The sequence below is a fragment of the Burkholderia glumae LMG 2196 = ATCC 33617 genome, assembly GCF_000960995.1.
GTDB lineage: Bacteria > Pseudomonadota > Gammaproteobacteria > Burkholderiales > Burkholderiaceae > Burkholderia > Burkholderia glumae.
Window position 1 is genome coordinate 1,702,661 of record NZ_CP009434.1, and the last position, 15,676, is coordinate 1,718,336.

Genomic DNA, 15,676 nt, shown 5'->3' on the forward strand with positions numbered 1-15,676 from the left:
GCCAGGCGTTCGCGCCTTGCCGGCAAGGCATGCCGTGTGGGGCGAGCGGGCCGCCTCGGGCCGCCTGGTGAACCCCACGCCTCCTGCCTGTTCCATCACGATCGCAACCCCGGGATACCTTGTCCATGACGACCTCGCTTTCCTTCCAGCCGCTCACCGGCGTGCGCGGTTTTCTCGTGCCGATGTCGTGCTCCGATCTTTCCGCGACGACGCAGTTCTTCATCGAGCGGCTCGGTTTTCGCATCGATGCGATTTTCCCCGCCGACAGCCCTCGCACCGCGATCCTGTTCGGCTGCAACCTGGCGCTGCGCATCACGCTCGGCGCGCCCGACGGGGTGACCAAGCTCGACGTGCTGTGCGACGACGAACGGCAACTCGGCGAAACGCAGCGCACGCTGATCGCGCCGAACGGTGTCGAGATCAGGCTCGTCGCGGCCGAGCCGCGTATGAAGGAACCCGTCAACCGCCAGGAACTCGTGCTGTCGCGCGCGCAGGAGGGCGCCGAATGGAGCGTCGGACGCGCGGGGCTGCGCTACCGCGATCTGCTGCCGAAGCGCCAGGGCGGCGCGTTCATCGCGTCGCACATCCGCATTCTGGAAGGCGGCCCGGTGCCCGACTACGTGCACTTCCACAAGATTCGCTTCCAGATGATCTTCTGCCGCAAGGGCTGGGTGCGCGTCGTCTACGAAGGCCAGGGCGAGCCGTTCGTGCTCGATGCCGGCGATTGCGTGCTGCAGCCGCCGTGCATCCGGCACCGCGTCCTCGAGAGTTCGGCGGGCGCGGAGGTGGTCGAGATCGGCACGCCGGCCGAGCACATCACGATTGCCGATCACGACATGACGCTGCCGACGCCGACGCTGCAAGCGGGCCGAGAATTTGACGGACAGCGCTTCGTGCGCTATGAAAAGCGGGGCGCGGACTGGGCGCCGTGGCGGATGCCCGGCTTCATCGCCTCCGATACCGGCATCGGCCAGGCAACCGGCGGCCTGGCCGGCGTGCGCCTCGTGCGCCCTGCGCAAGGCGAGAGGGCGGCGCCGCTCGCGCAGCAGCGGCACGCGTCGGAATTCTGCTTCTTCTTCGTGCTGTCGGGACGGTTGACGGTGTGGCAAGGCGCGCGCGCCTATCCGCTGGCGGCGGACGACAGCATGGCGATTCCCGGCGAAACGCCGTATGGCTTCGCGCAATGCAGCGCCGATCTCGAACTGCTCGAAGTGACGCTGCCGGCCGATCTGACGGTTTCGACCAGCCAATGAGCGGGGCGAGACGGCGGACGCCGGGCCTGGCTTGCCGCTGCGACCGGCAGCAAAAAGGCGCGACCCGCGCCGCGCCTTTTCGTGTGGTTCCCGACGGCAGGCCGGTATCCTCAGTTCTGCAGCAGCGGGTTCAGTGTGGTGCAGATGAAGCCGGTGCAGTTTTTCGCGCTCAGATAAACCGACGCGGTAGTGGGCGTGCCGGCGCTGAACCCGAGATCGCCAAAATAGGCATTGCCCTGTGCGCCGAGCGTGTTCGCCTGCGTGAGGAAGGCTGCGCTGGTGGTCTGCGTCGTGGCGGACTGGAACGTGAAGGTGGGCGACTGCGTCTGATCCTTGAAGTAGATCTCCACGTCGTCCGAGCCGATCATGGCTTCGCCCTTCGCGCGATAGCCGCGTGCGCCCTCGGCATTGGCCTGGGTGATGAAATCGCTCGCCGTGTTGGCCGCGGCCGGTGCCTCATAGGCATAGGTCGCGTTCGATGCGGCATTTTTCATGTACATGTTCTGCGTCGCGCCGCCGAACGCAAACGGTCCCACATACCAGTAACCCGACTGCCCCTGCGCATTGGCCTGTGTCAGGAAGGCGGAGGCGCTCGTGGTGCCCGGCAGGAACTGATAGCTGTAGGTGGCCGACGAGCCGTCGTTGCGATACAGCGTGCCGTAGTTGAGGCCGCCGTCGAAGCGGAAGCCGCGCGCGCCTTGCGCGTTGAGTTGCGTGAGTCTGTCGCTCTGCGTACTCGGCGGGGCCAACAGTTCGTAGGTATAGGTGCTGGCCGATCCGTCGTTGACGAACACCGAGCGGATGGCGTTGTCGCTCGAATAGAATTGGTCGCCCAGGTAGCGGAAGCCCTTCGCGCCTTCTGCGTTGACCAGCGTGAGGAAGCTCGCCGCGTCGGCCGCCGGCGCGAGCGCCTCGAAGCGCGAGGTCAGCGTGCTGCCGCTGTTGGTGGAGCCGCTGCCCGATCCGTTACCGGTGCTGCCGGTGCTGCCGGACGTGGAAGTCGAGCCCGACGGCGTGGACGACGATGCGGTGGGCGAGCTGCCGCCGTCGTCCCCTCCGCATGCGGACAGGACGAAACAGGCGAACACGGCCAATGCGGCTGTTTTTTTCATGGCGACCTCTAGTAGTGAATTGTGATGGCGCGCAAGAACGATGCAAGACTCACCGCTTGCGCGTCGTGACCGCTGGGCGGCGGGTGAGTGTTCGGCGGCGGCAAGCCCGCCGTGCGTCGGGACCAGGCTGCGGCGGCTGGCGAGGCGGCGAGTCCGCGGCCTCGAGCGCGTTGGCTCGGCCCAGCCTGCCGCGCAGGTTCTGCGCTCGGTAGCCGCGCGGCGCTGCGGGGGCGCACCGGATCGCGTGCGGCCGGGGTGGATAGGATTGCGTCCACCCGAGCCGACACGCATCTCGAGGTGCTCTCAGGCTCTGCTTTTGTCTCGCTCAAGGCTGCTTGCCCGCCAGCCGTTTCTCGCTGCCCGAGCGCGGCCGGCATCGATATCCAAACATGACGCGATAGGCAATGATGACGCGATTAGCAATGATAATGGAGAAAAATGGCCTGTCAAGGCCATTTTGATCTTAAAACTTGCGCAATGCGTCAGTTTTGGTATGCTTTTCCCTTCCCGCCTTTCTGAGACCCCATCGAGATGCCCACTCCCGAGCAGGCCAACGTCGATCTCGTGACCGCCAACAAGGTGCGCGATCTGCTGAGCCGGCATGGCATTCCGCCACGAAGCCAAAACACGACGATCGCGAACGTGCTGGGCCTGAGCTTTTCGGTCGTCACGCGCAAGATGAAAGGCCTGATCCCGTGGAATCTGTCGCAGTTGCAGGATATTGCGACGCACTTCGGCGTGCCGCCTGCGATCCTGCTCGACGACAAGGGCACCCAGCCGGCCGCGGCCGACATGATCGACGCGACCTTCGTGGTGGAATCGCGGCGCTTTCGCTGCCGCGCCGCGATCTCGACGAAGGCCAGCAGCCAGGTCGAAACGGATTTCGTCGCGTCGCAGTGGCAGGGCGCCTGGATCGTCACCGAGCGGGCCCACGCGCACCAGGGCCGCACCTATCCGGTCGAACTGATCGAACTGCGCTCGGCCCAGCCGACCGCCTATGCCGCGCGGATCGCCGTGGTCGACGATGCGCCGGATGTCGCCGAGACGGTGTGCGAGTATTTCATCGAGAAAGGGGTGAACGCGATTCCGTATTTCGACGGCGCGAGCTTCCGCAAGGCGCTGGCGAGCGAGGATTTCGACGCCTACATCCTCGACTGGATGCTCGGCGACCAGACGGCCGCCGAACTCGTGCGGGGCATCCGCTCGAGCGAGAACAGCGGCGCGCCGATCTTCCTGCTGACGGGCAAGATCTCGACCGGCGAGGCGAGCGAGGAGGAGATCGCGCACATCGTGTCGCACTACAATGCGCGCTGCGAAGAAAAACCGGTGCGCCTGCCGATCCTGTTTGCCGAAGTCGCACGCGAACTGAAGATCACGTCGCCGGCCGCGGCCGGCTCGAGCTGAGCCCGCCGCGACGCGCCATCGCATCAAGCACACGGGAGAAAGTCATGCGCAAGTCAAGCATCTGGACCAGAAGCCTTCTGGCGGCCTGCCTGCTCGGAATGGCAGCGGCCACCTGGGCGGCGGCGTTTACCTTCACCGTCGATGGCAAGATCGGCAAGAGCAATCAGCCCGGCAAGACCAGCTACGTCTTTTCCGAGCGCGCGTTGATGGCCTTGCCGCAGCATACGATCGTCACCTCGACGAGCTGGACCCCGAAAGCCACCTTCACCGGCCCGCGCCTGTCCGACGTGCTGAAGATGGTCGGCGCGCATGGCACGCAGATCGAATTGCACTGCATCGACGAATACACGTTTACGATTCCCGCCTCCGATGCCGACCGGTACGGCGTGATCCTCGCGCGGACGATGAACGGCAAGGTGCTCGGCAACGACAACTACGGCCCGCTGTGGCTCATGTATCCGCGCGACGAGTATCCCGATGAGCTGATGACGCCGCTTGGCGAGGCCAAGTTCGCGTGGCAGGTCGTCGGTCTGACCGTGAAGTGAGATGACGCGGCAGCAGTGGAGAAACAAGAAGATCATCCTGATCCTGGGCTGGCTCTGGATCATGGGCTTCGCGGCATGGGCGTTCCTGCTCTGGGATCTGCTCGCCACCTCGGTCAACGAAGGCGTGCGCGAAGGGCCGCGCGAGGGGGTGTTCTGGACCGCCGCGCAATATCGCAACGTCTATGCGCGCTTCGACCGGCAGCTGATTCTCTACGCGACGCATCGCGACGACGACTTCGATCACGTGCAGATGCAGCTCGACAGCCTGTCGGTGTCGTTCGGCTTCCTGCAGCGGCCCTCCGAAGTGTCGACGTACTGGCTGCGCATCCCGCGCGCGCGCAAGGAGATCGACGCGCTCGGCGAATTCATGGCGCACCTGAAGCGCGAGGTGCCGCGCCTGCGCGATGCGCCGCAGAACGCGCAGCAGATGGTCGACGAAGTCGGCGCGCGCTGGCCCGAGGTCAACGGCCTCGCCAACTACTTCCGCGCGATCGAAATCGAGCAGCGTGACTTCATGTTTCATCAGCTGAAGAACCGGCAGCGCGCGATCCTGATCCTCGGCATCGTGCTCGGCGTGATCTTGTGCGCGCTGTTCCTGCTGCTGTTCTATACGATGCGCACGCGCGACGACCTGCTCGAACGGCAAAACGCGGCGCTCGACGCGGAGCGCCAGGCCTCGGACCGTGCATTCGAGATGATCGAGGCGAAGAACGCATTCCTCGGGATGGTCAGCCACGAACTGCGCACGCCGCTGCAGGCGATCAGCGGATCGATCGAGATCCTGCTCGCCCGGGCGCAGTCCGAAGCGAACCTGAAGACCATCCGGCGGCTGCAGAACTCCGCGTTGTCGCTGGAGGCGCTCGTCAAGGAGCTCACCGACTACATCAAGCTGCGTTCGACCAAGCGCATCGTCAAGCTGGATACCGTCGGCATCGCGCCGCTGCTCGCCGAAGTGCTCGAACCGCTGCGCGGCAAGGTTGCGGCCAAGCGGATCACGATCACGCGACGCATCGAGCCGGCGGGTCTTGCGATCCGCTCCGATCGCACGCTGCTGCGGCAGGTGCTGTCGAACCTGATCGAGAACGCGGTCAAGTACACGCTCGGCGGCTCGATCGAGGTGGCGGTCACCCTCGAGGACGCGCGCGGCCAGCAGGCGAGGATCGCCGTGCGCGATACCGGGGCCGGCATCGCGAAGCAGCATCTGCCGAAGATATTCGAGCCGTTCTATCGTGCGAACGACCCGGGCGGGCCGAGCGTGGACGGGATCGGCATGGGGCTCGCGGTGGTGCGCGAAATCGTGACCACGCTGCGCGGCCGGGTGGAGGTTCGCAGCGTGGTGGGCGAAGGCAGCGAGTTCGTCGTGACGCTGCCGGTCGAGGTGCCGGGCGCCGATCCGGCCGGCAACGCGGCGGCCGAGGTGCCGGCGCCGCCGCTCGCGCTCGCTCGCCGCGGCTGGCGCGCGCTGGTGATCGACGACAACGACAACGCGCGTGAAACGCTCGGCGCGATGCTGTCGGCGCTCGGCATCGACGTCGATCTGTGCGACACCGGGCAGGACGGCATCGCGCGCGCCGGCACGCGCCGCTACCACCTCGTGATGCTCGATCTCGAACTGCCGGACCTGAGCGGATTCGAGGTGGCGCGGCGCATTCGCGCGCTGGCGGAGCCAGACGGCGGCGCGCGGCCGGCGCTCCTCGGGGTGAGCGCCTACGAGTCGGCCGCGCTGGACGAGCAGCGGCACGTGTTCGACGCGTTCCTGCCGAAGCCCGTCCATCTCAGCGAGCTGCGCTCCGTGGTCGAGCGCCTGCTCGCCTGAGGCCCCGGCAGCAGGCGCCTCGGGCCAGCGCGGGCCAGCACGGAGCAGCACGGAGCAGCACGGAGCAGCACGGGCGGGGCCGGCTCGGCTCACGCGCAAGCGGGCGCCTCGCTGCCGCGATCGGCGTTCTGCGGTAGATTCTCCGGGCTGGCCGCGCGCATCCGCGCCGCGGCCGTCCCGCATCGTCATGGAGGATTCGCAGATGGCAGATCGTTCGTTGGGCAATTCGGATATCCGGGTCTCGCCGCTCGTGTTCGGCGGCAACGTGTTCGGCTGGACGGCCGACGAGGCCACCTCGTTTTCGCTGCTCGACGCGCTGGAGGACACCGGCATCAATTTCATCGACACGGCCGACGTCTATTCGGCCTGGGTGCCGGGCAACCGGGGCGGCGAATCGGAGACCATTCTCGGCAAGTGGCTCAAGCGCTCGGGCAAGCGCGAGCGCGTGGTGATCGCCACCAAGGTGGGCATGCTCGAGACGCGCCCGGGCCTGTCGCGCGAGAACATCCTGAAGGCGGTGGACGATTCGCTGCGCCGCCTGCAAACCGATTACATCGATCTCTACTTCTCGCACCGCGACTTTGCCGATTCGGCGCCGCTCGAAGAGACGCTGGCCGCGTACCACACGCTGATCGAGGCGGGCAAGGTGCGCCTCATCGGCGCGTCGAACTATAGCGGCGCACGGCTGCGCGAGGCGGCCGAGCTCAGCCGGCGCAACGCGCTGCCCGCCTATCAGGTGATTCAGCCGGAGTACAACCTGTACGACCGCGCCGACTACGAGCAGGATCTGGAGCCGGTGGTGCGCGACCTGAAGCTCGGCGTGGTCACCTATTTCGCGCTCGCGAGCGGCTTCCTGAGCGGCAAGTACCGTTCGCGCGACGACCTCGCCAAGAGCCGGCGCGGCTCGCATGTGGAAAAGTATCTGAACGCGCGGGGCTGGCGCATCCTCGACGCGCTCGACAAGGTGGCGGACAAGCACGCGGCCACCCCGGCCTCGGTCGCGCTGGCCTGGCAGATCGCCCGGCCGAGCGTGACCGCGCCGATCGCGAGCGCCACCTCGCTGGAACAGCTGAAGACGCTCGGCACCGCGCTGCAACTGAAGCTCGACGCCGAGGACGTGCGCGCGCTGGACAGCGCCAGCGCGGCCTGATTCGGCCTGGCGCCTGCCAGCCGCGCTCGCGGCGGCCGGCGCGTGGGCGGCGCGGCAGGTTCGCGGCGCGCCGCGCATCGGCCCGGCGCGGGCGGGGCGGTTGCGCCATCGCCGGCGGTCGCGCCGGGCCGGAATAACGGCGCCGGCTTTCCCGCCGGGCCGGCATGGATGCGCCCGCAACGGCCGCCCGGGCATGAAACCTGCTGCATGGATTCCGGCCGGCCGCGCGGCCGCTCGACGCTGCTGCGCCGCCGCACTATCGGCCGATATAGCTTCAGCATGCGTTTCGCCAGGCTTTTGATAATTTGTTAAATCGATTCGATACGGTGCATTGAAACGACAAAGCAAATTTCAGTGCGCAAATGCAATGCCGGCGGCCTTGCGCAGACCCGGGTCGTCGCGCCGTGGTCCGCGCCCGGCGTGCCTTTGCACGTTTTTTCACGGTTGGCAACCGCCGCGCGCGATTGTGTCCCGACTGTAACGTTTGCCGGACGGTGGATATCCGCGCCGGAGTTCTTTGGCTAGAATCGCCGTATCCAAAAAAGACAGTCGGATCGCGTGATCCATGACTTCGTCGTTTTCCCATCGCTGCCATGAAAATCGATGACAACACGCCGACGCCTTGCCGATTCCCGCGACCCGTTACGCACCGCCGCGGCACTTGATGCCGCCTCGCGGGCAGCGGCCGCGATCGGGCGCCGCCTCGGCGCCGCGGCGAGGGCGATCGGCACGCTGATGGCGGCGGCGGCCTTGGGGCTCGCGGCGGCGCCGGCCGCGCTGGCCGCCGACGCGGCCGATGCCGCGGCGGTGCCGGCACCGCAGGCCGCGGCGCCGGCCGGCAATGCCGCTCAGCCTTCGTTCGCCCTCTACTACGGCGCGCATCCTCCCGTCGAACTGCTGTCCGCCTACGACGCGGCCGTGGTCGAGCCCGACAGCGGCTTCGATCCGCTCGCGCATCCGCTGCCGCACACCACCTGGTTCGCCTATGCCAGCGTGGGCGAGGTGCTGCCCTCGCGTGCCTACTACCCGGCGATCCCGAAGTCCTGGTTCGCCGGCAGCAACGCGACGTGGGCCTCCCGCGTGATCGACCAGAGCCAGCCGCAGTGGCCGGCCTTCTTCGTCGATCAGGTGATCCGCCCGCTGTGGGAGAAGGGCTACCGCGGCTTCTTTCTCGACACGCTCGATTCCTACCAGCTGGCCGCCACCACCGACGAGGCGCGCGCGCGCCAGCAGGCCGGGCTGGTGGCCGTGATCCGCGCGATCCGCGCGCGCTACCCGCAGGCCAAGCTGATCCTGAACCGCGGCTTCGAGATCATGCCGCAGGTGCACGACCAGATCTACGCGGTCGCGTTCGAGTCGCTCTACCACGGCTGGAACCAGGCGCAGCGGCGCTACGTGGCGGTGCCGCAGGCCGATCGCGACTGGCTGCTGGGGCAGGCGCGCACGATCCGCGCGCAATACGGGCTGCCGGTGATCTCGATCGACTATTGCGCACCGGGCGACAGCGCCTGCTCGCGCGATGCGATCGAGCGGATTCGCGCCGACGGGCTGGTGCCGTTCGTGACCGACGGCGCACTCGCGACGATGGGCGTGGGCGCCGTCGAGCCGATGCGCCGCCGCATCCTGGTGCTGCAGGACCCGCCGCCGCGCACCGACCTGAACGTCTCGCCGGGCGTGCGTTATCTGGCGATGCCGCTCAACTATCTCGGCTATCGGATCGACTACGTGGACGCGCGCGGCCCGCTGCCCGACGGCCCGCTCGCCGACCGTTACGCGGGCATCGTGCTGTGGCTCAACAACGACGTGCCGCGCGGCGCGGCCTATCGGGCCTGGTTCGAGGCGCAGGTGGACGCGCACATCCCGATCGCGGTGTTCGCCTCGTTCGGCACGCCGCTCGACGTGCAACTCGCGCGCAAGCTGGATCTGACCATGGTGGACGGCGCGCCCGCCGACGGCCGGCTCGACGTGGCGTCCTACGATCGCGCGATGATGGGCTTCGAGATGAAGCCGGTGGCCGACCCGCGCGACTACACGGCGGTGCGCGCCGGCGCCCATAGCCGCTCGCTGCTGCGGCTGCGCTCGGGCGCCTTCGAGATCGACGGCGCGGCGCTCACGCCGTGGGGCGGCTATGTGATGCGGCCGTTCGGCGTCTATTCGCTGGGCGCCGTCAACCAGGCGCGCTGGGTCACGCAGCCGCTCGAATTCCTGCGCGCGGCGCTGCGCCTGCCCACCGACATGCCGGTGCCCGACACCACCACCGGCAACGGCCGCCGCCTGCTGATGTCGCACATCGACGGCGACGGCTTCGCGTCGCGCGCCGAATATTCCACGCCGTCGCTGAAGAACGACGCGAACTCGCCGCTCTATTCGGGCGACACGCTGTACCGGCTGCTGCGCGACTCGGGCATGCCGACCACGGTGTCGCTGATCGAGGGCGAGGTCAGCGACCAGGGGCCGTTTCGCGCGTTCGCCGCGCACCTGCGCGCGATCGGCCACAAGCTCTTCGAGCTGCCCAACGTGGAGGTCGCCACCCACACCTATACGCACCCGCTGCAATGGATGCGCGTGACGGGGCTGGGCGTGTCCAGCAACGACGCGCCGGCCGAGGGCGACGGCGGCAACAGCACCAGCGGCCTGTCGATCAACATCCCCGGCTATACGTTCAGCATCGACCGCGAGGTGGGCGGCTCGATCGCCTATCTCGACCGCAACGTCGCGCCGGCCGCCAAGCCGGTGAAGATGGTGCTCTGGAGCGGCGACTGCCAGGTGCCGGCGCCGGTGCTGAAGGCCGCCTATCAGGCCGGCGTGCTGAACATGAACGGCGGCGACACGGTGATCACCAAAAGCTACCCGAGCTGGACCGCCATCGCGCCGCTCGGCGTGATGAAGGACGGCTACTACCAGGTGTTTGCGCCGAACCAGAACGAGGAGCTCTACACCGATCTCTGGCACGGCCCGTTCTTCGGCTTCACGCGCGTGCTCGAAACCTTCGCGATGACCGACGCGCCGATCCGCTTCAAGCCGATGGACATCTACTACCACATGTTCTCGGGCACCAAGCTCGCATCGATGAAGGCGCTCGAGACGGTCTTCAAGACCGTGCTGGCGCAGCCGGTCACGCCGGTGTTCTCGTCGGACTACGCGCGCAAGGTGCTCGACTGGCTCGACGTGAGCGTGGCGCGCGACGGCGCCGCCTGGGTGGTGCGCGACGCCGGACGGCTGCGCACCGTGCGGCTGCCGCCGGGCAGGGTGCCCGACCTGCGCACCGCCACCGGCGTGGCCGGCTACGCGCCCGGCCCGGGCGGCACCTACGTGCATCTGGCCGGCAGCGAGGCACGCTTCGTCGTGATCGACGCCGCGCGCGCGCCGCGCGTGCCGTATCTGGCCGATGCCAACGGCGAGCTCGACGGTTTCGAGCGCGACGCGCGCGGTTTCTCGTTCGACCTGCATTCGCTGGTCGCGCCGCAGTTCCGCCTCGCGAACGCCGGTGCGTGCCGCGTGACCCGCCATCCCGTGGCTTCCCACCCTTCGAGCCTGCATGTCGACGTCGCCTGCGACCTCTGAGCGCCAGCGCTTCTTTCCGCTGCCCGCCGTTCTCGTCCTCGGCTCGCTGGTCGGCGCCTTGCTGGTGCTGGCGTATCCGCGCGGCAAGCTCGAGGCGCGCATGCTGGCCGGCACCGACAGCCTGACGATCGCCTATCTCGAGGCATGGCTGCGCGTCGAGCCCGACGACGCACACGTACAGGCCGAGCTGACCCGCGCCTATTTGACGGGCGGCCGCAGCGCCGACGTCACGCGCATGCTGGCGCGGCTCGACGCCTCGCGCGATCCGGCGGCGCGGCAGAACGCGCTGGCGATCCGCATCTCGCTCGCGCAGCGCGCGCTGTACGGCCTGAAGCCGGGCGACCCGGCGCGCGCCGCGCGCATCCGCGAGCTCGACGCGCTGCTGCACGACGCCGTGGACCGGCCATGGGACGTCGAGGCGCTGACGGCGCTGGCGCGCCAGGCGCGCGGGCTCGGCGACAACGCGCTGGCGGGCCGCTACTACGCGCTGCTGGCGCAGCGCGACACGGCCCATGCCGATGCGTGGCTGGCCGAGCTGGCGGCCACGCGGCTGGGCGGCCACGACTATCGGCAGGCGGCCGATGCCTGGTTCGCGGTGCAGGCCCGTGCCACCACGCGCGCGGCGCGCCGCGACGCGTTCATCGCCGGCGTGAAGGCGCTGCAGTCGGGCAACGACATGGCGGGTGCGATGGCGGCCGCGCAGGCCCACCTCGGCGAGCTCGGCGACGATCCCGACACGCTGCGCTTCCTGTCGAGCGTCGCGCTCGCGGCGGGGCGGCCCGATCTGGCCGCGCAATACGTGAAGCGGCTGCTGCAGGTGCTCGGCGACGCGGGGCGCAGCGGCGCCGCGCCCCGCCTCGGGCTCGCGGCCTGGCACGGCGCCGCCGGCGAGGGGCTCGACCCACGCGCGGCGCCGGCCGGGGCGGCACGGCTCGGCGCCGGCCGGCCCGTCGTGCAGCGCGATGCGCGGGGCGTCTGGCTGCGCGCCGCCTGGCTGCCGGCCGCGGCGCGGCGCGGGCCGGCGCTGCCCGGCGCGGCGCTGCGCGATGCGGCCGTGCGGGCCAGCGACGCGGCGCGGCTGGTGCGGGTGGTGCGGATCGCCGCGAGCGGCGACGCCGTGGTCGCGCCGCCATCGCCGATCTCGCCGGCCGCGGCGATCTCGTCGGCGCCGCGCGCCGGCACGCCCGCCGCCGCGCGCGACGCGGCGCGGCTGATCCGTGTGCCGGTGCCGTCCAGCACCACGATCGCGATGGGCGCGATCTCGGGCAGCGACGCCGCAGCGGCGGCGCCCGGCGCGCCCGGCGCGCCCGGTGCCGCCGCGTCGGCGGCCCGTGCCCCGGCCGCCGACGCGCCGGCGCAGAAGGCCGGCGCCGCCGATTTCGAGCTGGCCTACCGCGTGTTCCTCGCGGCCGGCGACGTGGCGAGCGCCGAGCGCGTCGCACAGCAGGCGCTCGCGCGCGACCCGGGCTCGGATGCCTGGCGCGAGCGGCTCGCGCAGGTGGCCGAGTGGAACCATCATCCCGACGTCGCGCTCGCCAACTACCTCGCGCTCGCGCGCTCGCGCGGCGACGCGCGCGCGTGGCAGCAGGTGGCGCGGCTCGCGCCGGGCCTGAACGACCAGCGCGCGCTGCTGGCGCTGACGCTGCACCAGGCCGACGCGAACCCCGGCGACCTCAAGCGCCTGGACGCGGCCGTCGCCGCCTACGAATCGAATGCCGATCCGGACGGCGCGCTGCGCTTCCTGCAGACGCGCTTTTCCGGCCCGCTCGGCCGGCAGGCGCGCGAGCGCTATGCGACCGAGGCCGAGCGCAAGGGCGACGACGAGCTCGCGCTTGCCACCTGGCGCGGCCTCGAACGCGACTACGGCCCGAACCCGGCCTACGCGCTGAAGATCGCGACGATGCTCTACACGCGCACGCAGTTCGCCGCCGCGCTGGCCGCGATGAACGACGCCAAGCGCGGCGCGACGCCGGCCGACGAGGACTTCTGGCGCTTCTACGCGCTGCTTGGCGCGACCACCCAGCAGCAGCGCGACACCGGCGCCGGCTATCGCGAGCTGCTGGCGAGCGGCAAGGCCACGCGCGACGATCTCGAATCGATGATCGGCTTCTACGACGCCTCGCCGCTGGACGCGGCGCGGCTGGCCGAATACGGCTACCGCCAGTCCGGCAACGTGCGCCTGCTCACGCAGGCGATCTACTACTACGAGCGCGCCCATGCGCGCGGCCGGATCGCGCCGCTGCTGGCCTCGCTCACGCCCGAGCAGACCGCGGCGGCCGAGCAGTCCGCGCCGTTCCTGCTGGCGCGCGCGCAGTTCGAGCGCGACGCCGGCCGCCAGGACGAGGTCGCGCGCGACGTGCAGCGCGCGCTCGCGCTCGCGCCGGACAACACCGAGGCGCAGGTCACCTGGCTCTGGTATCTGAACGATCGCGGCACCGAGGCCCAATTGCGCGAGACGATGCGCCGCGACGCGGCCCGCGCCGAAACCGATGCGCCGCTCTGGCCGCCGATGATCGCCGCCGCGCTGCGGCTCGGCGACGGCCGCCAGGCCCTGCACTACCTGCGCAAGCAGGCCGACGCGAACCGTCAGGACCCGCTCTGGCGCCTGACCTTCGCCGACGCGCTCGAACTCGACGGCCGCGCCGCCGCTGCGTGGCAGCTGCGCAGGTCGGTCTGGACCGAACTCGCGCGGCGCCGCCGCGATCCGAACGCGGCGCCGCTGCCCAAGGCCGAGCGCGAGGATCTGGCCGGCCGCTACGTCTCGCTCGTCACGCTGTTCGGCACCGGGGACCAGTCGCGCGCGGTGCTGATCCAGCTGCTGCGCGCCGACGCGACCGGCGCGCAGCAGGGCGCCGCCGCCTATCCGTCGCAGCTCGGCGACTTCGCGATGCTGCCGCCCGTCAAGCAGGAGGCGATCCGGCGCGAGCAGCGCGTGGTCTCGGCGATCGCGCGCGAGGCGGCGGTATCGTGGGCGCAGGCCCAGCAGGAGCCCGATCTCGAACACGCTTGGCTCACCAAGCTGTTCATCGACCGCAGCAGCCGCCCGGTGTACGCCGAGGCGCAGCTGGCGATCGACGAGGGCGACCTCAACACGCTGAACCGGCTGCTCGACACGCTGCCGGACCTGATTCCGCGCCAGAACCGCGTGGACGCGCAGGTGCTGACGGGCCGCCTGACCGATGCGCAGTCGAGCGCCTACCAGTCGCTGATCGCCACGCCGCGCGACGACGTGATGCAGCAGCAGCTGCGCGACGCGGCGCTGAAGAACGCGCAGTCGGTGAACGTCGGCACGCGCTACAGCAACCAGGGCGCGCTGCGCTACAACGAGCAGAGCGCCTCGGTGGGCGCGCGCATCACGCCGTCGCAGAGCGTGCGGCTCGGCTACCGCCAGCGCGAGCAGTCGGGCGACGCCGCCACGCTGCCGCACATCCCGACGCAGGATCGCGTGCTGGAAGCGATGTACAAGCATCAGGGCCAGTACGACGAGGAAACCGTGACGGTGGGCCGCCGCGAGGCGCTGCGCGACATCACCACGGCGCGCGTGGAAGGCAAGGCGCGCGTGAATTCGCGGCTGACGCTGAGCTACGCGGCCGGCTACAACCAGACCGCCACCGAGACCACGCAGCTGAGCGTGGGCGGGGTGAAGGATCTGGCCTCGGTGGGGCTGTCCTACCAGTTCGATCCGCACTGGTTCGGCAGCGGGCGCTACGAGTACTCGCGCTTCCTCGGCCAGGACCGCGTCTATCTCGGCGACGGCCACCTGATCGAGGTGAGCGCCGGCTACAAGATCAAGGCCGACTACCCCGACTACACGATCCGCGCCGTGTTCACCCACGGCCAGTACGCCAGCGGCAACGGCACGCCGGGCGCGCGGCTCGCGGCGCTGCTGCCGGCGGGCACGCCGCTCACGGCCGCCTCGTTCATGCCGCAGACGTTCACGCAGGGCGCGCTGCTGTTCTCGTTCGGCGACGACCTGCCCGACACCTACAGCAAGGGCTGGCGCCCGATGTTCTCGGCCGGCCCGGTGCGCGATTCGCGTGCGGGCTGGACCGGCCAGGTGGAGATGGGGCTGGCCGGCAGCGTGTTCGGCGGCGACCAGGCACTGCTCTACGGGCTGTACCAGGGGGCCTCGTCGAACAGCTCCACGTCCGTGAAGGAAGTCGGCGCGCGGTATCGCTGGCTGTACTGACGCGCCATGACAGGCTCATTCGGCATCACACGCAATCTGAGGAGAAACGCATGAATACGAACCACGCATCGCGGCGCTCCCGGGCGGCCGCGCTGGTCTGCGCGGCGACGCTCGCCGCGATGGCGCTCGGCGGCTGCGCGGTGGTCGACCGCAGCGCGGCGGTGCCCGTCTCGAAGGGCGAGGCCTGGACCGTCCTGCCGATCGCGAACCACACCGAGACGCCGCAGGCCGGCCAGCGCGCCAGCTCGATCGCGCAGAGCCTGCTGCGCACCTACGGCTACCAGAACGTGGTGCCCTATCCGGGCGGCGGCGACGACGAGACGCTGTTCGATCCGGCCAAGCCCGACGCCCAGCAGAACGCGCTGAACTGGGCGCGCCAGCAGAACATCCGCTACGCGTTGAGCGGCGCCGTCAACGAGTGGCGCTACAAGGTGGGCGTGGACGGCGAGCCGGCCGTGGGCCTCACCTTCGAGGTGATCGACGTGCAGACCGGCAAGATCGTCTGGACCGGCACCGGCAGCCGCACCGGCTGGAGCCGCGACGCGGTGTCGGGGGTGGCCCAGAAGCTCGAGCGCGAGCTGCTCGCGCCGCTGAACCGTTGAGCGGTGCCGGCCAGGCGGGGCGCGCGATGAAGCGGACTTCG

Annotated in this window: 9 protein-coding genes; 8 read left to right on the forward strand and 1 reads right to left on the reverse strand. The window is 69.9% G+C overall.

Annotated elements, in window-relative coordinates; all coding sequences use genetic code 11:
- The first annotated feature begins 125 nt into the window (after positions 1 to 125).
- Positions 126 to 1,253 (forward strand): cupin domain-containing protein, encoded by a 1,128-nt coding sequence (locus tag KS03_RS08330; protein WP_012733951.1) that lies wholly within the window; start codon positions 126 to 128, stop codon positions 1,251 to 1,253.
- 110 nt (positions 1,254 to 1,363) lie between these two features.
- Here KS03_RS08330 and KS03_RS08335 read toward each other — a convergent pair whose 3' ends face one another.
- A complete protein-coding gene (locus KS03_RS08335) occupies positions 1,364 to 2,365 on the reverse strand; it encodes a hypothetical protein (RefSeq protein ID WP_012733950.1) in 1,002 nt (333 codons plus the stop codon).
- Positions 2,366 to 2,896: 531 nt separating this feature from the next.
- On the opposite strand from KS03_RS08335, the gene KS03_RS08340 reads away from it, so the two are divergent.
- The 7 genes from KS03_RS08340 to KS03_RS08370 all read left to right on the forward strand — a co-directional run bounded on the left by KS03_RS08340 (position 2,897) and on the right by KS03_RS08370 (position 15,635).
- Positions 2,897 to 3,769 (forward strand): response regulator, encoded by an 873-nt coding sequence (locus KS03_RS08340; protein WP_012733949.1) that lies wholly within the window; start codon positions 2,897 to 2,899, stop codon positions 3,767 to 3,769.
- Positions 3,770 to 3,813: 44 nt separating this feature from the next.
- Positions 3,814 to 4,314 carry a putative pterin-binding protein gene (locus KS03_RS08345; protein ID WP_012733948.1) on the forward strand — a complete coding sequence of 167 codons (501 nt, stop codon included), beginning with the start codon at positions 3,814 to 3,816 and terminating at the stop codon, positions 4,312 to 4,314.
- 1 nt (position 4,315) lies between these two features.
- On the forward strand, positions 4,316 to 6,130 hold the full coding sequence (gene atsR, locus KS03_RS08350; RefSeq protein ID WP_012733947.1) for a hybrid sensor histidine kinase/response regulator AtsR: 1,815 nt from the start codon (positions 4,316 to 4,318) through the stop codon (positions 6,128 to 6,130).
- 202 nt (positions 6,131 to 6,332) lie between these two features.
- Entirely contained in the window at positions 6,333 to 7,280 is a 948-nt protein-coding gene (locus KS03_RS08355) for an aldo/keto reductase (protein WP_012733946.1), read from the forward strand.
- A gap of 603 nt (positions 7,281 to 7,883) precedes the next feature.
- The gene (locus tag KS03_RS08360) at positions 7,884 to 10,844 is read left to right on the forward strand and encodes a bifunctional glycoside hydrolase/polysaccharide deacetylase family protein (protein ID WP_012733945.1); all 2,961 of its coding nucleotides are present in this window, start codon (positions 7,884 to 7,886) and stop codon (positions 10,842 to 10,844) included.
- On the forward strand, positions 10,819 to 15,033 hold the full coding sequence (locus KS03_RS08365) for a tetratricopeptide repeat protein (protein WP_012733944.1): 4,215 nt from the start codon (positions 10,819 to 10,821) through the stop codon (positions 15,031 to 15,033). Before KS03_RS08360 ends, KS03_RS08365 begins: the two co-directional genes overlap by 26 nt.
- Before the next feature lie 50 nt (positions 15,034 to 15,083).
- Complete coding sequence (locus KS03_RS08370; RefSeq protein ID WP_012733943.1) at positions 15,084 to 15,635, forward strand: hypothetical protein; 552 nt, start codon at positions 15,084 to 15,086, stop codon at positions 15,633 to 15,635.
- Positions 15,636 to 15,676: the final 41 nt, after the last annotated feature.

Bases quoted from the DNA above. Each gene is read 5' to 3' on its own strand.
- KS03_RS08345 (WP_012733948.1), top strand. From the start codon at position 3,814: ATGCGCAAGTCAAGCATCTGGACCAGAAGCCTTCTGGCGGCCTGCCTG.
- atsR (WP_012733947.1), top strand. From the start codon at position 4,316: ATGACGCGGCAGCAGTGGAGAAACAAGAAGATCATCCTGATCCTGGGC.
- KS03_RS08370 (WP_012733943.1), top strand. From the start codon at position 15,084: ATGAATACGAACCACGCATCGCGGCGCTCCCGGGCGGCCGCGCTGGTC.
- KS03_RS08360 (WP_012733945.1), top strand. From the start codon at position 7,884: ATGACAACACGCCGACGCCTTGCCGATTCCCGCGACCCGTTACGCACC.
- KS03_RS08365 (WP_012733944.1), top strand. From the start codon at position 10,819: ATGTCGACGTCGCCTGCGACCTCTGAGCGCCAGCGCTTCTTTCCGCTG.
- KS03_RS08340 (WP_012733949.1), top strand. From the start codon at position 2,897: ATGCCCACTCCCGAGCAGGCCAACGTCGATCTCGTGACCGCCAACAAG.
- KS03_RS08335 (WP_012733950.1), bottom strand. From the start codon at position 2,365: ATGAAAAAAACAGCCGCATTGGCCGTGTTCGCCTGTTTCGTCCTGTCC.
- KS03_RS08330 (WP_012733951.1), top strand. From the start codon at position 126: ATGACGACCTCGCTTTCCTTCCAGCCGCTCACCGGCGTGCGCGGTTTT.
- KS03_RS08355 (WP_012733946.1), top strand. From the start codon at position 6,333: ATGGCAGATCGTTCGTTGGGCAATTCGGATATCCGGGTCTCGCCGCTC.